At 64.0% G+C, this 18,336-nt stretch carries 18 protein-coding genes and 1 pseudogene; 7 read left to right on the top strand and 12 right to left on the bottom strand.

The features are described 5' to 3' along the window. Positions 1-31: 31 nt before the first annotated feature. The 3 genes and pseudogenes from AC8GDA_RS08620 to AC8GDA_RS08610 form a co-directional block, all read left to right on the top strand. A pseudogene (locus AC8GDA_RS08620) lies at positions 32-1,051 on the top strand (ribonucleotide-diphosphate reductase subunit beta); the annotation flags it as partial. 166 nt (positions 1,052-1,217) lie between these two features. Then, on the top strand, positions 1,218-1,760 hold the full coding sequence (locus AC8GDA_RS08615) for a histone H1-like repetitive region-containing protein (RefSeq protein ID WP_506556122.1): 543 nt from the start codon (positions 1,218-1,220) through the stop codon (positions 1,758-1,760). A gap of 56 nt (positions 1,761-1,816) precedes the next feature. Next, positions 1,817-2,440, top strand: a complete 624-nt coding sequence (locus tag AC8GDA_RS08610; protein ID WP_506556121.1) for a YggT family protein — start codon at positions 1,817-1,819, stop codon at positions 2,438-2,440. Between the two features lie 21 nt (positions 2,441-2,461). On the opposite strand, the gene AC8GDA_RS08605 is transcribed toward AC8GDA_RS08610, so the two are convergent. From AC8GDA_RS08605 to AC8GDA_RS08570, 8 genes are read right to left on the bottom strand one after another with little or no spacing between them, the layout of a single operon-like run. Then, complete coding sequence (locus AC8GDA_RS08605; RefSeq protein WP_506556120.1) at positions 2,462-2,944, bottom strand: outer membrane lipoprotein; 483 nt, start codon at positions 2,942-2,944, stop codon at positions 2,462-2,464. 29 nt (positions 2,945-2,973) lie between these two features. Further along, the gene (locus tag AC8GDA_RS08600) at positions 2,974-3,906 is read right to left on the bottom strand and encodes a carbohydrate kinase family protein (protein WP_506556119.1); all 933 of its coding nucleotides are present in this window, start codon (positions 3,904-3,906) and stop codon (positions 2,974-2,976) included. 12 nt (positions 3,907-3,918) lie between these two features. Beyond that, a complete protein-coding gene (locus AC8GDA_RS08595) occupies positions 3,919-4,908 on the bottom strand; it encodes a 50S ribosomal protein L11 methyltransferase (RefSeq protein WP_506556118.1) in 990 nt (329 codons plus the stop codon). 3 nt (positions 4,909-4,911) lie between these two features. Next, positions 4,912-6,264 (bottom strand): acetyl-CoA carboxylase biotin carboxylase subunit, encoded by a 1,353-nt coding sequence (gene accC, locus AC8GDA_RS08590; protein ID WP_506556117.1) that lies wholly within the window; start codon positions 6,262-6,264, stop codon positions 4,912-4,914. A gap of 12 nt (positions 6,265-6,276) precedes the next feature. Then, a complete protein-coding gene (gene accB / locus AC8GDA_RS08585; RefSeq protein ID WP_506556116.1) occupies positions 6,277-6,741 on the bottom strand; it encodes an acetyl-CoA carboxylase biotin carboxyl carrier protein in 465 nt (154 codons plus the stop codon). After that, positions 6,722-7,195, bottom strand: a complete 474-nt coding sequence (aroQ, locus tag AC8GDA_RS08580) for a type II 3-dehydroquinate dehydratase (protein WP_506556115.1) — start codon at positions 7,193-7,195, stop codon at positions 6,722-6,724. The genes accB and aroQ overlap by 20 nt, the downstream gene beginning before the upstream one ends. Before the next feature lie 56 nt (positions 7,196-7,251). Beyond that, on the bottom strand, positions 7,252-7,785 hold the full coding sequence (locus AC8GDA_RS08575) for a TlpA family protein disulfide reductase (protein ID WP_506556114.1): 534 nt from the start codon (positions 7,783-7,785) through the stop codon (positions 7,252-7,254). Further along, a complete protein-coding gene (locus tag AC8GDA_RS08570) occupies positions 7,782-8,336 on the bottom strand; it encodes a hypothetical protein (protein WP_506556113.1) in 555 nt (184 codons plus the stop codon). Before AC8GDA_RS08570 ends, AC8GDA_RS08575 begins: the two co-directional genes overlap by 4 nt. Before the next feature lie 33 nt (positions 8,337-8,369). On the opposite strand from AC8GDA_RS08570, the gene mpl reads away from it, so the two are divergent. The 3 genes from mpl to mgtE are packed head-to-tail and all read left to right on the top strand — an operon-like array spanning position 8,370 to position 14,039. Then, entirely contained in the window at positions 8,370-9,743 is a 1,374-nt protein-coding gene (gene mpl / locus AC8GDA_RS08565) for a UDP-N-acetylmuramate:L-alanyl-gamma-D-glutamyl-meso-diaminopimelate ligase (RefSeq protein WP_506556112.1), read from the top strand. Further along, a complete protein-coding gene (gene aroE / locus AC8GDA_RS08560; RefSeq protein ID WP_506557229.1) occupies positions 9,703-12,579 on the top strand; it encodes a shikimate dehydrogenase in 2,877 nt (958 codons plus the stop codon). Before mpl ends, aroE begins: the two co-directional genes overlap by 41 nt. Continuing rightward, positions 12,576-14,039 (top strand): magnesium transporter, encoded by a 1,464-nt coding sequence (gene mgtE, locus AC8GDA_RS08555; protein WP_506556111.1) that lies wholly within the window; start codon positions 12,576-12,578, stop codon positions 14,037-14,039. Before aroE ends, mgtE begins: the two co-directional genes overlap by 4 nt. Here the strand turns inward: mgtE and moaC are convergent. Continuing rightward, entirely contained in the window at positions 14,031-14,513 is a 483-nt protein-coding gene (gene moaC, locus AC8GDA_RS08550) for a cyclic pyranopterin monophosphate synthase MoaC (protein ID WP_506556110.1), read from the bottom strand. The genes mgtE and moaC overlap by 9 nt on opposite strands. 39 nt (positions 14,514-14,552) lie before the next feature. On the opposite strand from moaC, the gene AC8GDA_RS08545 reads away from it, so the two are divergent. After that, positions 14,553-16,139 carry a M48 family metalloprotease gene (locus AC8GDA_RS08545; RefSeq protein WP_506556109.1) on the top strand — a complete coding sequence of 529 codons (1,587 nt, stop codon included), beginning with the start codon at positions 14,553-14,555 and terminating at the stop codon, positions 16,137-16,139. A 27-nt stretch (positions 16,140-16,166) separates the two neighbouring features. Here AC8GDA_RS08545 and waaF read toward each other — a convergent pair whose 3' ends face one another. Genes waaF through AC8GDA_RS08530 form a run of 3 tightly spaced genes read right to left on the bottom strand, consistent with a single transcriptional unit; the run spans position 16,167 to position 18,314 of the window. Continuing rightward, on the bottom strand, positions 16,167-17,204 hold the full coding sequence (gene waaF / locus AC8GDA_RS08540) for a lipopolysaccharide heptosyltransferase II (RefSeq protein ID WP_506556108.1): 1,038 nt from the start codon (positions 17,202-17,204) through the stop codon (positions 16,167-16,169). After that, a complete protein-coding gene (locus AC8GDA_RS08535) occupies positions 17,188-17,382 on the bottom strand; it encodes a zinc-finger domain-containing protein (protein ID WP_506556107.1) in 195 nt (64 codons plus the stop codon). The genes waaF and AC8GDA_RS08535 overlap by 17 nt, the downstream gene beginning before the upstream one ends. Positions 17,383-17,393: 11 nt before the next feature. Beyond that, on the bottom strand, positions 17,394-18,314 hold the full coding sequence (locus AC8GDA_RS08530; RefSeq protein WP_506556106.1) for a branched-chain amino acid transaminase: 921 nt from the start codon (positions 18,312-18,314) through the stop codon (positions 17,394-17,396). Between the last annotated feature and the right edge of the window lie 22 nt (positions 18,315-18,336).

Genomic DNA, 18,336 nt, shown 5'->3' with positions numbered 1-18,336 from the left:
CTCTCCAATCCCTGATGCCGATCTCGATGTCGAGCGCCGTGTGCGCGTGGAGGACAAGCGGGTCATCAATGGAGGCACCGACGTCAACCAGTTGGTGCCCTTTAAGTACAAATGGGCCTGGGAGAAATACCTCTCGGGCTGCGCGAACCATTGGATGCCCCAGGAAATCAACATGTCCAGAGACATTGCGCTCTGGAAAGATCCCAACGGTCTCACCGATGACGAGCGTCGGCTTGTGAAGCGCAACCTTGGGTTCTTTGTGACGGCCGACAGCCTGGCGGCCAACAATATTGTGCTGGGCACATATCGGCACATCACGGCACCGGAGTGCCGTCAGTTCTTGCTGCGTCAAGCCTTCGAAGAGGCCATCCACACCCACGCCTACCAGTACATTGTGGAGTCGCTCGGCCTCGAAGAGGGCGAGATTTTCAACGCTTATCACGAGGTCGCCTCGATTCGAGACAAAGACGAGTTCCTCATTCCTTTCATCGACACCCTGACCGACCCCGCCTTCAAGACCGGCACCCCAGAGACTGACCAGCAGCTCCTCAAGTCCCTGATTGTCTTTGCCTGCATCATGGAGGGTCTGTTCTTCTATGTTGGATTTGTCCAAATTCTGGCCCTTGGCCGCCAGAACAAGATGACGGGTGCGGCCGAGCAGTATCAGTACATCCTTCGCGACGAGTCGATGCACTGTAATTTTGGCATCGACCTCATCAACACCATCAAGCTCGAGAACCCTCACCTCTGGACGCCAGAGTTCCGGGCGGAGCTTCGCGAGTTGTTCGTCAAGGCGGTGGAGCTGGAGTACCGCTACGCCGAAGACACCATGCCCCGTGGCGTGCTGGGCCTCAATGCCGCCATGTTCAAAGGCTACTTGCGTTACATCGCCAACCGCCGCTGCCAGCAGATTGGCCTGGACCCCATTTTTGGAAACGAGGAGAACCCATTCCCCTGGATGGCGGAAATGGTCGACCTTAAGAAGGAACGTAACTTTTTCGAGACCCGTGTGATCGAGTATCAAACGGGGGGCGCACTCAGTTGGGAATAGCCATTTGCTGATTCCCTCCTTCGGGCCCACTCAACAGGATTCATTGGCGTTGGTTTTGTCGACAGGCAGGCAAAGGTTCGACGGCTTGCGCAAATGAATGGTTCGAGCCACCAGGTTCGAATCTCCCATGTAACCGCCGACGGAGTCGGCCTGAAGGAGAATGAAAATGGCAGCAAAGAAGAAAGCAAAGAAGGCGGCGAAGGCTGACAAGCCTGAAGTGAAGAAGTCAGCAGCCAAACCCGCAGCGAAGAAGGCAGCCGCCAAGAAGCCAGCAGCCAAGAAGCCGGCCGCCAAGAAGAAGCCTGCAGCCAAAAAGCCAGCAGCCAAGAAGCCGGCCGCCAAGAAGAAGCCTGCAGCCAAAAAGCCAGCAGCCAAGAAGAAGCCCGCGGCCAAGAAGCCAGCAGCGAAAAAGCCAGCAGCGAAAAAGCCAGCAGCCAAGAAGAAGCCTGCAGCCAAGAAGAAGCCTGCAGCCAAGAAGCCGGCTGCTAAGAAGGCACCCGCCAAAAAGCCTGCAGCCAAGAAAGCACCTGCTAAGAAGCCTGCTGCTAAAAAGGCACCGGCCAAAAAGCCTGCTGCTAAGAAAGCACCTGCTAAGAAGCCTGCTGCTAAAAAGGCACCGGCCAAAAAGCCTGCTGCCAAGAAGGTCGTCGCACCCGCTGCGGCGCCCATCTCCAGCACATGGCCATTTCCGGTTGGTGGTCGCCCTTAATTTCGGCGTCCGTTGTCTAAAAGCCTCGCCGCGAACCGGCGGGGCTTTTTTCTCTCATGGCCGTTGATCTTCTCTGGATGGTCATTCGGGCTGCCTCTGGCCTGCTATGCGTGGCCTGTCTTCTGCGAGCCTACCTTCAGTGGCTTCGTGTCTCACCCCTCAACCCCCTGACGCAACTCTGTTTTCGACTCACCAATTGGCTTGTCTTGCCCATGCGCCGGGTGGTTCGTCCTATGGCAGGCCTGGACACCTCGAGTCTGCTGGCGGCCTGCCTGGTGTCTCTCGTGGCAGCCATGCTCAAATGGGCCTTGTTCGCCGCAGATTTCGCCCCGGTGGCTGATGCGGCTGAGGCTGGCCTGCCCACCCCCGTGGCCATGCTGCTGCTCGCCCTGGCCTGGGTGATTGGCTGGTGGCTGCGGTTCTTGGTGTTGCTTGTGATCGCCCACGTCCTGATGAGCTGGTTTGGCGCAAGCCCTGCGGCAGAGCAGATTCGTCCGGTGCTGGCCGCGATGGTGGAGCCGTTCATGGGACCGCTTCGGCAACTCATTCACCGTGGAGCACCATCGGGCCTCGACTTCTCACCGATTGTGGTGTTTCTGCTCCTGCAGGTCATGCTCACGGTCCACGAGCGCGTGGAGCATTCCTTGTCGGCGGCCCTGTTGGGCCTGCCGGGGCTCTAAACCCCAGGCCCCACTTCCCGCTTACTGCGGCGAGACTCTCACCGCCGAGCCACTTCCCACCACGCGCACCCGAGCACCTGCCTGCAGCGCTGGATCTGCCTCTTGCACAATGACACGACGCTCTCCGGTGTCGAATCGGAGGGTGATCTCCTGGCCCGGCCGCTGATTGCCGCGCTCCTCGATCATCTGGCCGGCGATGGCGCCGCCCACGGCACCAAGCACGCTGGCGATCGTGCTGCCTTTGCCGTCACCGACCGAGGAGCCAGCCACCCCGCCCACCACGGCACCTGCGATGAGTCCACCGCCCTTGCTGTCACGCTGCACCGTGACGGCTCGGATGGATTCGATCACCGCCATTCGGACCACCTGCTCAACCTGTGCCTCACCAGCACGGTAGACCGTGCCGGAATTGCTCTGGGTGGCGCAGCCGGTGGCCAGCAGGGCGGTGATGAGCACAGCAGGCCAGGCCAATTGTGGAAAACGCTTGGATGGGGAATGGGACATGATGGTTTGCTCCAAAGAAAGTGATGAACCTATGACCACTTGGACAGCATGTCAGCCACCATGGTTTCAGACACAGCGTGGTTTTGTCCACCCCGAGACTGAACCTTGATGGCGCCAAGCACAATGCCGTGCGAGACGGCCTTCTCCAGGCTGTGCCCCTTCGAGAGCGCATGGAGCAGGCCAGCCCGGAAGGCATCGCCACAGCCGGTGGGGTCTACAGGCGTGGAGACGGACACAGCAGGCTGACTGCGCCGCTGGCCATTGATGATGATGGTGGCGCCAGCCGCACCTTGGGTCATGATGAGCCCACCTCGCGCGTGGGGCTTGAGCCACGTGGCGACCTGCTCGAGTGGCTGGCCGACCTTGCGGCTGAGCATTTCCCCTTCGTAGGCGTTGACAGCGAGCCAACTGGCCTGCCGAATGAGGCCTTCGAGCTCGTCGGCCTCGAAGATGGGCATGGCCTGGCCCGGATCAAAGACGAACGGAATGCCTTGCTCGTGAAACTGTTGGGCATGGGTGAGCATGGCGGACTTGCCATTGGGCGAGACAATGCCCAGGCCGTTGTCGTCTGAGACGACCGCCTTCTCGTGGGCGTGGTTCATGGCACCGGGGTGAAAGGCCGTGATCTGGTTGTCGTCGAGGTCGGTGGTGATAAAGGCCTGTGCGGTGAAGCAGTCTTCACGCTCGAGTAGGCCTGAGCAGTCCACGCCCAGAGCCTCCAGGCGAGACCGGTAAGGCCCACCGTCACGACCAATGGCGCCGATGACACGCACATTCGAACCCAGGGCCCGAAGGCTGTAGGCGATGTTTGCCGCGCAGCCACCGAACTCTTGACGCATGGAGGGGGCCAGGAATGCCACGTTGAGCATCTGCACCTGGTCTGGAAGAATCTGCTCCGCAAATCGTCCTTCAAAAACCATGATGGTGTCGAAGGCGACGCTGCCACTGACTTGAATTGCCATGTTCAAAAAGCCTTATGAGAGGGGTGAGAGGGAGTCGGGGGCTTTCACGCCAGTCGGCCAGAAGCCAAGGCAGAGCCAGCCGTCGCGGGAGCCCAGGGAGATCATCTTGTTCTGCTGCTGGGGGTCGATCGCGGCATAGGCTGCCCGCACCTCGTCTTCCTGACGCGTGAGCAGTCCGGAGAGCACCAGCCCGCCGTGGGACGCGACCGCGCCCAGGATCATGGGGGCCAGCACCTTGAGCGGCTGGGCAAGGATGTTGGCCACGACGAGGTCGAATGGATTGGGGATGGGGGTGCGCGCATCGGCCACGGCCAGTTGCGAGCCAACCCCATTGATTTCAGCATTGCGGCGGGTGGTCTCCAGGGCCATGGGATCAATGTCGACCGCCAGCACATGGCTCGCACCAAGTCGCGCCGCTGCAATGGCGAGAATGCCAGAGCCGCAGCCCAGGTCCAGCACCCGGGCTGGGCTCTCGGCAATGGCCTGGCGGGGCTGGGAGAAGATGGTGAGCAAGGCCTCGAGGCAGAGCTGGGTGGTGGGATGGCCGCCGGTGCCAAAGGCCATTCCGGGGTCGATCGACAAGTGCCAACGTGGTGCGCGAAGAAACGCATCTGGGGTGGTGTGCCAGTGAGGGCCCACCCAGAGGGTGTCCCGAATCACGATGGGCTCAAAGGACGACTGGGACAGGGTGACCCAGTCAGACTCCTCTACGGCATGGGCCTGCATGGGGCTGGCGGCCAAGACGGGGAGGGCGATTGTCAGAGACTGCCACCAGGCCTGTGGCTCGAGCGCATCGGAGATGAGTATTCGGACGCGGCTGACGGGCCATGGCCGCATGTGAATGTCGGCGCCGGGCTCGCCAAACTGAGGCTGCTCTGCCTCGCTGCCGGCCAGAAGGTCGTCGACCGACACCGAGAGTGCGCCGTGCTCGAGGAGTGCGTCGGTGAGTGGCTCGAGGTCTGCCTGGTCTGCATGCAGTTCGAAGACCAATTCCCAGGTCAAGGCCTAGGCCTCATCCGCCAGCATGGATTCCAAGTAGTGGATGGAGGTGCCGCCGTCCCGAAAGTGGGTGTCTCGCATGAGCTTTCGATGCAGCGGAATGTTCGTCTGAATGCCCTCGACCACCATCTCAGACAGGGCGATGGCCATGCGAGCGATGGCCTGCTCCCGGGTGTCGCCGTAACTGATGATCTTGCCGATCATGGAGTCGTAGTGGGGTGGCACCAGGTAACTCGCATAGGCATGTGAATCGACTCGAATGCCTGGGCCGCCGGGCATGTGCCATGACTGAATGCGCCCGGGCGAGGGCGTGAACTTGAATGGGTCCTCTGCGTTGATGCGGCATTCGATGGCATGGCCTTTGAACTGGACATCCTTCTGGCGCAGCCGAAGCCGCTCCCCGCTGGCCACACGGATCTGCTCCTGCACGATGTCGAGACCAGTGATGAGCTCCGTGACTGGGTGCTCCACCTGAACGCGGGTGTTCATCTCAATGAAATAGAACTCACCGTTCTCGTAGAGGAATTCAATGGTGCCAGCGCCGCGATAGCCGATCTTCTTGCAGGCCTCGGCACACCGAGCCCCGACCTTGTCGCGCAGCTTCTCGGAGAGCTGGGGCGCAGGGGCCTCTTCGAGCACCTTCTGATGGCGGCGCTGCATGGAGCAGTCGCGCTCGCCGAGGTGGATCACGTTGCCATGGTGATCGGCCATGATCTGAATTTCGATGTGCCGCGGATTCTCGAGGAACTTCTCCATGTAGACCTCGGGATTGTTGAATGCGGCGGCCGCCTCCGACTTGGTGGTGTGCACAGCATGGATGAGGGCCGCCTCGGTGTGCACCACCCGCATGCCCCGACCGCCGCCGCCGCCGGCGGCCTTGATGATGACGGGGTAGCCAATGGCCCGGGCACAACGAACAATCTCCTTGGGGTCGTCTGGCAGGGCGCCTTCAGAGCCCGGCACGCATGGCACACCAGCGGCAATCATGGCCCGCTTGGCTGCAACCTTGTCGCCCATCATGCGAATGACATCTGGCGAGGGCCCAATGAAGGTGAATCCGCTTCGTTCCACCCGCTCGGCAAAGTCGGCATTCTCAGAGAGAAAGCCGTAGCCGGGGTGGATGGCCTCTGCATCCGTGACCTCGGCTGCCGCAATGATGGCCGGAATGTTCAAGTAGCTCTCGCGGGAGGGGGGCGGGCCGATGCAGACCGATTCGTCGGCAAGCCTGACGTACTTGGCCTCGGTGTCGGCGGTGGAATGCACCACCACCGTCTTGATGCCGAGTTCCCGGCAGGCGCGCTGGATTCGGAGGGCGATCTCCCCCCGATTGGCGATGAGCACTTTCTCGAATAGGGCCATGACGCGCTCGAACTAGGCGATCACAAACAAGGACTGTCCGAACTCCACGGCCTGGCCGTTCTCAATCAGGATGGACTTGACCACCCCGGCGCGGTCGGAGGGAATCTCATTCATCAGCTTCATGGCCTCAATCACGCCAAGGGTCTGACCGACTTCCACGACATCGCCCACGTTGACATAGGCTGCCGCGCCGGGTGCAGAGGCGCGGTAGAAGGTGCCCACCATCGGCGACGGGAAGGCGTCCTCCGGCGCCGGGACTGCGGGTGCCGCCTCGGGTGGGGGCGCGGGAGCGGTCGGTGCGGGCATGGGTGCGGCGGCCATCGCGGGAGCGGCAGCCTGCAGGGCCGCAGGCGCGGCCACCATCGGCGGGCCGGATTTCACGATTCGAACCTTGCCCTCGCCCTCGGTGATCTCGAGTTCGGCGATGTTCGATTCCGCCACGAGGTCGATGAGGGTCTTAAGCTTTCTGAGGTCCATGGGGTCTCCTGTCGAGTTGACCAATGAGGAAGGTGAGGGCGGCGGTGTATCCCTGCGGGCCGAGCCCACAGATCACGGCCTGCGCCAGGTCTGAAAAGTACGATTGGTGCCGAAAGGGCTCTCGCCGGTGGACATTCGAGAGGTGCACCTCCACGAAGGGAATCTGCACAGTGGCCAATGCGTCTCGCAGGGCCACGCTGGTGTGGGTGTAGGCGGCCGGATTGATCACAATGCCCGTCACCCCCTGCTCGGAGGCCTGGTGGATGAGGTCGATCAGGACGCCCTCATGGTTGCTCTGGTGGCAGGCGAGGTCCACCTGATGAGACTTCGCCAGCGCCTCCAGTGAGGCGTTGATTTCGTCGAGGGTGGTGGTGCCATAGACCGACGGCTCACGCTGCCCCAGACGATTGAGGTTGGGTCCGTGGAGGACCCAGAACAGAGATTTGGTGCTCACCAAGGGCGGCGGGTGGTCAACATGGCCGCCAGTGTACCCGAACAGCTAATTTCTTGTTACTGACTTTCTTTTAGCCAGCTTCTGAGCTCTTCTTCTTTGATCCTTCCCAGCTTCTGGCGGCGCACAACGCCCCTGTCATCGATCAGGACGGTGTAGGGCAGGGCGTCAATTCGCGCGCCGAGCCGTTTGGCCAGTTCGGTACCAGCGCCCCCCACCAAGAGAATCGGGTAGCTCACGCCATGCTGCTCGAGAAAGCCTTTGACATTGCTCGGGGAGTCGACGGCAAGGCCAATGACCTTGGCAGTGTGGGGTGCCATGTCTTGGTGGACTCGGGAGAGTTCGGGCATCTCCTCGATGCAGGGTGCGCACCAGGTGGCCCAGAAGTTGACCACCGTCAGCGGCCCGCGGTGCTCGGCCACGCGGGTTGTCTCCGTCTGCCCATTGATCATCTGCGGGTACTGCAACTCGAAGACCCAATTGGCCGGGGGGATGTCGAGCTTGGGCGCCTGACGCCAGTATCCAAGGCTCATGCCAGCCAGCAGGGCCAAGACGATCACGCCGATCCAGAGCAGGTGACTGCGCCGTGTCATAGGAGCTCCTCAAGAGATTGTCGGTGAATGGCGCCCGCATGCTTGAGGGCGCTCACATCATCGGTGACGCGAATCACCACCGGTTCATTTTCCCATGTGAAGGCAAGGGCTTCGTCTGGGCCTTGTCGCCCAGGGCGGCCTGGCCATTCAACGGCGTCGACATCCAGGCCATGGTTGATGAGGAAGATCCCCAACTCCTTGGCGCTGCTCGTGCGGCAAATGAGGTGCAGGCCGGAGTGTTCCGTGGCGGTGCCATTGACCACGGCCCCACCAATCCATGGCTCGAAGTTTTCCAGAAGGACCATGAGTCGATGGCCCGCCGCCCTCAAGTGCTGCAGGCGCTGAGGCTGGGTGTCGGCATGGTAGAGGGCGAGGTGCTCTCGCAGGGCGTCTTCGACCTGCGCGTTGGAGGGAAGGTCTTCGCGTGCGATGCGGTGGCCTCGACCACCGGTGAGGCCTTCGTAGGCCTTGCGCTTGGCCTGCTCATAACTGAGCCCATCATCGGCAATCAGTTGCGCAGCCGCGGCAGCGATTTCGTCTCGAAGGCCCATGGGAGCCCATTATGCCGCTCGCTACAATGCACCATGCACCTCCATATCATCGGCATCTGCGGAACCTTCATGGGCGGCCTGGCCCAGATTGCCAAGGCCATGGGCCATCGGGTCACGGGCTGCGATGCCCATGTCTACCCTCCGATGAGCGATCAACTTCGTGCCGCTGGCATCGATCTCGTGGAGGGCTTCGAGGTGGACCAACTGGCGCTCCGCCCCGACCTCTGGGTGGTTGGCAATGTGGCGCGCCGCGGCCAACCCCTGGTTGAAGCCTTGCTCAATGGCCGCTTCCCCATGGTGTCGGGACCACAATGGATGTCGCAGCATTTGCTGGGCGATCGCCGCGTGCTGGCGGTGTCGGGCACCCACGGCAAGACCACCACCAGTTCGCTGGCCGCCTGGCTGCTGGAGCATGCCGGCCTGGCCCCCGGCTTTTTGATTGGTGGTGTGCCCGAGGATTTTGGCTGTTCGGCCCGCCCGGGTGCCCAGGATGGCTGGTTTGTGATCGAGGCCGATGAGTACGACACGGCATTTTTCGACAAGCGCTCCAAGCTGTTGCACTACCGGGCCGAGGTGGCCATTGTGAACAACCTGGAGTTCGACCATGCCGATATCTTTCCGGATCTGGCGGCCATCGAGACCCAGTTTCATCATTGGATTCGCACCCTTCCGTCGCAAGGGCATCTGGTGGTCAATGCCGAGGCGCCCGCAATTGCGCGTGTGCTGGAGCGGGGCTGTTGGACCCCGGTGACTCGTTTCCTCGACGCTGCGGGCTGGTCGATTGGCTCGGATGTGACGGCCGAGTCGGGCTTTGAAGCCTTCTCGATTCTGCAGGATGGCCGCACGGTGGCACAGGCCCGAAGCCCATTGTGGGGCCCACACAATCGGGCCAACGCCCTGGCGGCCTTGCTCGCCGTGCAGGCCTGCGGTGTGCCCTGGCCCACCCTGCTCGAAGGCCTCTCATCCTTTCAGGGTGTGAAGCGGCGCATGCAGGTCCGAGGCACGTCGGGCGGGGTGACGGTCTACGACGACTTTGCCCATCACCCCACGGCCATCGCGACCACCCTCTCGGGCCTGCGCCCTCAGTTGAAGCCAGGTGCACGGCTTCTGGCGGTGCTCGAGCCCCGGTCCAACACCATGAAGATGGGGGTCATGCGGGCCAAGCTCGCCGAGTCTCTGGTGCAGGCCGATCTGGTCTTTGGCTTTGCGGGTGGCCTGGACTGGCCACTGGATGAGGCCCTTGCGCCGCTGGGCTCGCGGGCATCGTCGAGCCCAGACTTCGAAGCGCTTGTGGCCCAGGTGGTCGCGGCCGCTCGGCCAGGCGATGCCATCTTGGTCATGAGCAATGGGGGCTTCGGTGGCATCCATGAGCGTCTGCTGGCCGAGTTGTCATCGCGGGCGGGCTGAGGACGCGCTGGTGAATGTCTTCTTTGAGGAGTCGGGTGCATTCAAGACGGCATCCGTGTTGAGCCAGTCGGATGCGAGCCTGCAGGTGAGCCTGGTCTCTGGGCGGCGTCTCAAGCTCAAGGCCAATCAGGTGCTGGTGAGTTTTGAGCAGCCGGCTGTAGAAGCATTTCTGGAGGCAGCCCAGCAGGTGGCCGAGGGCCTGGAGGCCGACTTTCTCTGGGACTGTGCACCCACAGAAGATTTCGCCGCCTCCGCCTTTGCCCGAGAAGTTTTTGGCGCGTCGTGCCGGCCTGTGGATGAGGCGGGCCTCATCCTGGCCTTGCACGGGTCTCCGATGCATTTCTACAAGAAAGGCCGGGGTGTCTATCGGCCTGCCCCCGCGGAGGCCCTGGAGGCAGCCCGGGCCAGCGCGCTCAAGAAGCAGCAGCGCCAGGCCGAGCAGGACGCCATCGAGGCTGCGCTGCGTACAGGCGACCTGCCGACGGCTGTGGCGGACCAGGCCATGCGGCTGTTGGTCAACCCAGACAAGCAGTCGGTCGCCTTCAAGGCCTTGGAGGCTGCGGCCCATCACCTGCAGCAGACGCCTGCCCGGCTGCTGCTGGGCCTGGGCGGCATTCCCTCCGCCTACGCCCTGCATCGTGGTCGGCTGCTGGCCGAGTGTTATCCGCAGGGTGCCGAGGCGACCCTCTCTGAGGCCGAGGCCAGTGGGCTGGCTGCAGAGCGCGAGGCTTTGTTGGCCGCCCTGCCAAAGGCGAGCCCACAGGTCTACTCCATTGACGATGCCGCCACGACCGAGGTCGACGATGGCTTCTCCCTGGAGCCGCTGGCCGATGGGGGCTGGCGCGTGGGCGTGCACATTGCGGCCCCAGGCCTGCTGCTCAAGCCTGGCAGTGCCGTGGCCGACCGCGCCCGTGAGCGGGCCTCCACGGCCTACTGCCCGGGTGAGAAGTTCACAATGCTGGCGGAACCCCTGATTTCGCTCGCCTCACTGGATGAAGGCCGCTGGGTGCCTGCCGTGTCGCTCTATGTGGAGTTTGATGCCGCAGGTGCGCGGCAGCGGCATGTGAGTCGCGTGGAGCAGGTCTGGGTGGCACGCAACATCCGACACGGGGATTGGGAGCATCGTCTGGAGCAGGCGGCGGCCGCGGCCGACGGCGCTGCAGCGGATCTGCCGTGGGAGGGTCTGCCCGTCTTGTACCAACTCGCCTGCGGCCTGCGGGCCGGCCGTGAGGCCGTGCGCGGCCGCCCAGAGCCGGTGGGTCGCAGCGATTTTTCGGTGGGTGTGGACTGGGATGCCGATGATCCAGATGCCGTGGCGCATGGGCACGGAGCGGCCACACTCGGCCTGCGGGCCCGGGGCTCGCCGGTCGACATCCTGGTCTCCGAGTTCATGATTCTCACGAATGTCATTTGGGGGGAGACGATCGCCCTGGGCCAGCTGCCGGGCATTTACCGTTGCCAATCGATGGGCCGGGTGCGAATGCAGACACAGCCCGGGGCCCATCAAGGCCTTGGGGTGTCCCACTATGCATGGTCGTCCTCACCCTTGCGCCGGTATGCGGACCTGGTGAACCAGTGGCAGCTCTTGTCGATTCTTGGCCATGGCCGCCCGGCCTTTCGTCCCGGTGATGCGGGACTCTTCGCAGACCTGGCCCACTTCGAGGCCCGGTACGACCGCTACGCAGAGTTTCAGGCGTGGATGGAGCGCTACTGGAGCATTCGTTGGCTTGGCCAGCGGGCCGGACAGGCGGGCGAGTTCTGGCAACTGTCTGAGGCCGCCGAGCCACTCATCGTCGAGGCTGTGGCCACGCGACAGGAAGGGCAGTTCCGGCTGCGTGCGGCGCCCATCAGCGTTCGGGTGTCGGAGTGGTCGCAGTTGGCGCCTGGCACCGAGGTCGAGGTGCGACTGCTTCGGGCCGATGGTCTGGAGGTGAGCATCGAGGCCAAAGGGGTTCGGGTGATCTCCACCGTCGAGGTCGACCGCTATGCGGTCCTCGGCGACCCCATCTCCCACAGCAAGAGCCCGGCCATTCACCAGGCCTTTGCCGAGCAACTCGATGAGCCGATGCAGTACGGTGCCCTTCAGGTGGCCGCATCTGAACTGGCCGAGCGGCTCGACGGCCTGGCCCAGGAGGGCTATCGGGGCATGAACCTCACCATTCCCCTCAAGGAGGTGGCCTTTGCCCTGCTGCAGGAGCGGGGCTGGCCCATCAGCCCACGGGCCAGCAGTGCCCAGGCGGTCAACACCCTGATCCGAATCGATCAAGGCTGGCAGGGCGACAACACCGACGGTGCGGGCCTGGTTCGCGACATTCAACGGCTGTTGGCGGTGGCGTCTCTGGCAGGCCATTCGATTCTCATCCTGGGGGCCGGTGGCGCAGCCCGTGGTGTCGTGGGCCCCCTGCTGGATGCCGGCGCTGGCCCCATCTGGATGGCCAATCGCAGCCTGGATCGGGCCCTGGCCGTGGCCGCCGACCATGCGGCGGCCTCGGTGTTTGCAACGTCGCTGGCGCCCTTGGCCACGGGCCATGCGGCCGACCGTCCCTTTGTGCCAAGCCTGATCATTAACGCCACGGCCGCAAGCCTTCAGGGTGACGACCTGGCCATCGACCAAGGGCTCTTCGCGGGTGCCCAGCTCGTGGTGGACATGATGTACGGCGCTGGCCTCACGCCATTTCTTCAGGCCGCACGGGATGCCGGTGCCCCACTGGTGGCCGATGGCCTGGGCATGCTTGTGGAACAGGCGGCCGAGAGTTTTTCTGCCTGGCGGGGCCGACGGCCCGAGACGGGGCCTGTGCTGGAACAGCTGCGAGGCCTGTTGGAGCAGGCCGCATGAACACGAGCCTGCAGATGCGAGACCCCGAGGCAGGACCGCACGCCCTCGAGGAGATTCAGTCCCTGCTGCACCGGTTTCGAGTGGAGGCCGAGCTTGTGCATCGCGAGCAGCTTGCGGGCGATGATGCCCGCAAGGGCCTGGTGGAGCAGTTGGTGGCCAAGCAGCAATTGGCTGCGCTCTCGCCAAAGATTCGAGCCCTGCATGCGGCCGATGTGGCCTGTGTCCTGGAGGGACTGCCGCTGGAGCAGCGGATGCTGATTTGGTCGCTGGTGCCGGATGCGCTGCATGCCGATGTCATGGTGGAGCTCGGCGAGCCCGTGCGGGCCAGCATCATCGAGCGCATGACCCGTGAGGCCCTCATTCGAATGGCCCAGGCACTCGACACCGATGACCTCGCGGCCCTGGCCGATGAGCTGCCGGCCGAGGTGGTGGAGCGGGTTCAGCAGGGCCTGACCATCGAGGAGCGTGAGCAGCTGCGCGCGGCCATGTCCTACCCCGAGGACAGCGTTGGGGCCCGCATGGATTTTGAAATGGTCACCATCCGAGACGATGTCACCCTGGAGGTGGTGCTGCGCTATCTGCGCCGATTCGAAGACCTGCCCGACCACACCGACCAGGTCTTTGTGGTGGATCGCAAGGAGGTGCTGCAGGGCCTGCTGCCCCTGGCCAAGCTGCTGGTGCACGAGCCCGAAACCTTGGTGGCCGATGTCATGCGGCGTGATGCCCTCTCACTCAATGTGCTCGATGAGGCCATCGATGCAGCCCAGGCCTTTCAGCGCTACGACCTTGTCTCCGCGCCCGTGGTGGATGAGTCCGGGCGGCTGGTGGGTCGCCTGACCATCTCGGAGGTCGTTGATGTGATTCAGGAGGAGAGTGGGGCTGAGGTGCTGGCCCAGGCCGGCCTTCGCGAGGAGGAGGACCTCTTTGCCTCCGTCTGGGCCTCGGCCAAGAACCGTTGGCTTTGGCTGGCCCTCAACCTGTGCACGGCATTTTTTGCATCGCGCGTGATCGGTGCCTTTGAGGGCACGATCGAGCGGGTGGTGGCCCTGGCGGCCCTCATGCCCATTGTGGCGGGCATTGCCGGCAACTCGGGCAACCAGACCATGACCCTCTTCATTCGCTCGTTGGCGATGGGCCAGGTGAGTGGGTCGAATGTGCGGCGCCTGATTGCCAAGGAGTTGTCGATTGCGGGCTTGAACGGCCTCGTCTGGGGCTCGGTGGCGGGCGCCTTTGCCTGGCTGCTCTATGCCGACACGGCCCAGGGGCCCTTGCTGGGCCTCGTGATGATGATGGCCATCATGCTGAACCTGCTGGTGGGCGCGCTGGTGGGGCTGCTCGTGCCCTTGGCGCTCGATCGGATGGGGCGTGACCCAGCCCTGGGTTCGTCGGTGCTACTCACCTTTACCACCGACTCCATGGGCTTTCTGTTCTTCTTGGGCCTGGCAACCTTCTTATTCTGAGTCGGCCTGCCAGTGGCCGCTTCGGCCGCCAGACTTCTCCAGCAGTTTCACATCGCCGATCACCATGCCGCGGTCGATGGCCTTGACCATGTCGTAGACGGTGAGCAGGCCCACTTGCACTGCCGTGAGGGCCTCCATTTCCACGCCCGTCTTGCCGGTGAGTCCAACGGTCGCCGTGCATCGAACCGCCTGATGGTCTGGCTCACATCGGAGTTCCACCGCCACCTTGGTGATGGCCAGGGGGTGACACAAGGGGATGAGGTCGCTGGTTTTTTTGGTGGCCTGAATGGCGGCAATGCGGGCCACCGCCAAGACATCGCCCTTGGCGGCCTCGCCGCGTTGAATCACCGCAAGTGTCTCCGGCTTCATGCGAATGACGCCCGTGGCCGTGGCCTCGCGCGTTGCGTCGGGCTTGCCACCGACATCCACCATGTGGGCCTGGCCCTGCTCGTTGAAGTGCGTGAGTTCGTTCATTCGAAGGCCTGCTTTTTCATAATGTCATCATAGAACGAGATGACAACACAGACTTCAAGGCGTGGCCCGCGGCTTGGCTGGACTCCTGCCGGGGTCCTGGGCTTGGCCTTGGCCCTGTTGATCGGCCTGCCGTGGACACCCGTATCGGCCCAGTCCAGTGCAAACCTGCCGGCCCTGGGGGAGGCCACGGTCGACGAACTCTCCTTGCCCGCCGAGCGGCGCCTGGGCCGCAGCATCTTTCATCAGATTCGTCGGGCCGGGGTGGTGCTCGATGACCCCGAGCTCGAGGACTATCTCCAGGCGCAGTCGTGGCGCCTCCTGCAGACCGCCGTGGCCCAGGGCTTGTTGCTGCCCGGTGCGAGCCTTGCGCCAGAGGCCTTCCGGCTCTTCGCCCTCCAGGACCGCAGCATCAATGCCTTCGCCCTGCCGGGTGGCTACATTGGTGTGCACACCGGGCTGGTCGTGCAGGCCCAGACCGAATCCGAACTGATGTCGGTGCTGGCCCACGAGATCGGCCATGTCACCCAGCGCCACATCTCACGCATGATCGGGCAGCAGCGGCAGTCCACCGGCGTCATGATGGCTGCAGCCATCCTGGCCGCCTTGGCTGCCTCGAGCAGTCCCGATGCGGCTGCGGGGGTGCTGTCCTTGGGGCAGACGGTGGCCGTGCGTGAACAGCTCGCCTTCTCGCGCGATGCCGAGCGCGAGGCCGACCGTGTCGGACTCTCACTGCTGGAGGGGGCTGGATTTGATCCCGAGGGCATGCGTGCGCTGTTTGAGCGGCTTGCCAAGGCCTACCGGTTTGCCGAGACCGATGCTCCTGGCTGGATGCGAACCCACCCGCTGACGGCGGAGCGAATCACCGATGTGGCCTCGCGCCTGCAGTTGCGTGCGGCGCAAGGGCCGGTGGCCGATGCGGTGGAGTTTGGCTGGTTGCAGATGCGGCTGCGGGTCCGACAGGACCCTTCGGTGGATGCCCTGCGCGCCTTGGAAGTGAGCTGGCGGGCCAGCCTCGCGGCGCCGGCGCTCTCGGCCGCGGCACGTGCGCGACTCTTGTATGGCCTTGGCTGGATTGCCCTGACCCTTCGCCAGTTTGAGGAGGGCCTGGCCTTGGTGCCGCAGCTCCTGGAGGCCATTCGGGCCCTGCCCGATGCCGAGCAGGCCAGCCTGGTTCCGATGGCGGCCCGGCTTGAGCAGGCTTTGCAGATGGGGCGAGGGAATTGGGCCGTTGCCCTGCGCCTGGGGGATCAACTCGCCGCCTCGCACCCACGCTCGATCACGGCCCGAGCCCTCATTCGCAATGCGGGTCAGGCGGCCCTCGAGGCGGGGAATCTCACGGACGCCCTGGCACGTGCGCAGCGCTACACCGGCGCCTTTCCCGAGGACCTGGAAGGCTGGCGCCTGCTGGGCCGCGCGGCCGAGGCGCAGGGCCGGCCTGTGCTTGCGAGCCTGGCTGCTGCGGAGGCTTACGCCTTGCTGGGGGCTTGGGCGGCTGCGGTGGACCAGCTCGAGCGGGGCCGCAAGCAGAAGGACCCTGACTTTCTGCTGCTCTCGCGGATGGATGCCCGACTGGCCACGTTTCGAACCGAACTCATGAACGAAAAACCACCGTCTTCTACCCGTTGAGCAGGATTCGACGCTCGGCCTGCCAACTCACGGCCCTGTTTTGCGTGGAGGAAGCAGTTGCAGGATGAGCTCTGGCGCGATGTCCTTGAGGCAGGCGGTGGTCTGCAAGGGGCAGGTTCTTTGGAAACAGGGGCTGCAGCCAAGCCCCGCAGACACGAGGCTGACAGCGGGTCCGCGGGCGGGTGTGTGCTGCGGGTCGGTGGAGCCATAAATGCCGATCACCGGCCGCCCCAGGGCTGCGGCCACATGCATAAGGCCGGAGTCGTTGCTCACCACCGCCTGGGCATCGGACAGGATGGCCATGGCCTGAACCAGGCTCGTCTCGCCAGCCCGCTGTTCAAGGCGCGTTTGCAGTGCAACTGGAATGAGGCCTGCGATGACGGCCTGGGTGTCTCGGTCGGCCCCGGTGCCAAGGATCGCCACCCGCCCGCCGTGTTCGAGCCAGTCGGTGGCCACGGCGGCGAAGTGTTCAGCGGGCCACTGTTTGGCAGGCCCATAGGCCGCACCCGGGCAGATCACCAGCAGCCCTGGCAGGTTCGCGGCATCTGTGTGCGCCGTGTCTGGCCGTTCGGCCCGGGCAGGTGCGGTGGGCGCATGGAGTACTGGTGCGGCCCGAAGGGCGGACTCGGGTGTGTCGGCCAAGGCCGCGTATTGAGCAGGCTGGGATGGGCCACGGGCGGTGTCGGCCTGTGGCCGCCGAATGTCGTTGAGCAGACCCAGTCGCCATTCACCGCACAGGCCTCGGCGCTGGGGAATGCCGGCCATCCAGGGCACGAGGGCCGCCTTCCAACTGTTGGGGCAGACGACAGCCCGCTGGTAGGCCTCTGGCCGAAGGCTCTGGGCCAGCGCGCGCCGGGCCGACCATTCGAGCTTGCCGCGGGCCCATTCCACAGGCCAGACCCGTCGAACCCCCGGCATGGCCTGATAGACGGGTGCGAGTGCTGCGAGACTGAGAACATCCACGGGCCCGCGACGGGCCAGATCCGCCAGCAGGGGCTGGGCCATGACTGCGTCGCCGAGCCACTGCGGGCCCACCACCAGACAGCTGTCAGTGTCCGCCAGCAACGGCGCCTTCTGCCAGTTGGTACTGGGTGCCGCAGTACGGGCAGGTGGCCTGGCCATGGTCGAATTCCAGGAAGACCTTGGGGTGGCTTGACCACAGCGGCATGGCCGGATTGGGGCAGTGGGCCGGGAGGTCTGCCGCCTGAATGACGATGGGCAATGGGCTTGCGGACGTGGTCATGAACGCGTTCCTCAGATGACTGCAAGCCAGTGGGCGTAGGCCGGCGCCTTGCCACTGACCGCATCAAAAAAGACAGACTGGATCTTGGTGGTGATCGGACCGCGTGCGCCCTCGCCGATGACCCGATCGTCGAGCTCGCGAATGGGCGTGACCTCTGCGGCCGTGCCCGTGAAGAAGGCCTCATCGGCGCAGTAGATCTCGTCGCGGGTGATGCGCTTTTCAATGACACTGAGGCCGAGGTCTTGGGCGATGGTGATCACCGCATCTCGCGTGATGCCATCGAGGCACGAGGCCAGGTCTGGCGTGTAGACCTTGCCGTTGCGAATCACGAACAGATTCTCGCCGGAGCCCTCGGAGGCATAGCCATCTGTGTCGAGCAGCAGGGCCTCGTCATAGCCCTGTGCCGCGACCTCTTGGTGGGCGAGGATTGAATTGATGTAGTAGCCACAGGCCTTGGCGCGAACCAGTGAGACATTCACGTGGTGCCGGGAGAAGGAGGATGTCTTGACCCGAATGCCCTTGTTGAGGCCATCTTCGCCCAGGTAGGCGCCCCAGGGCCATGCGGCAATGGCCACATGAATGGTGTTGTTCACGGCCGCGATGCCAAGCTTCTCTGAGCCGATCCAGGCAATGGGCCGCAGGTAGCAGGACTTCAGCCCATTGGCCTTGACCACTTCGACCTGGGCCGCCTCGAGGGTGGCGGCATCGAAGGGCACCTTCATCTGAAAGATCTTGGCCGAGTTCAGAAAGCGTTGGGTGTGGGCCTTGAGTCGAAAGATGGCGCTGCCGGTGGGGGTCTCGTAGCAACGAACCCCTTCAAAGACGCCCATGCCGTAGTGCAGGGTGTGGGTCAGCACGTGGATCTTGGCATCTCGCCAGGGCACGAGCTTGCCATCCATCCAGATCCATCCATCACGATCTGCCATCGACATCGTGTTGCTCCAAAGGGGTTCG

The sequence above is a fragment of the Hahnella aquatica (SeqCode) genome (genome assembly GCF_965194505.1).
In the GTDB taxonomy this organism is placed as follows: Bacteria; Pseudomonadota; Gammaproteobacteria; order Burkholderiales; family Burkholderiaceae_A; genus Hahnella; species Hahnella aquatica.
The sequence above is the reverse complement of the archived record's forward strand: the minus strand, read 5'-3'. Positions and strand labels throughout refer to the sequence as shown.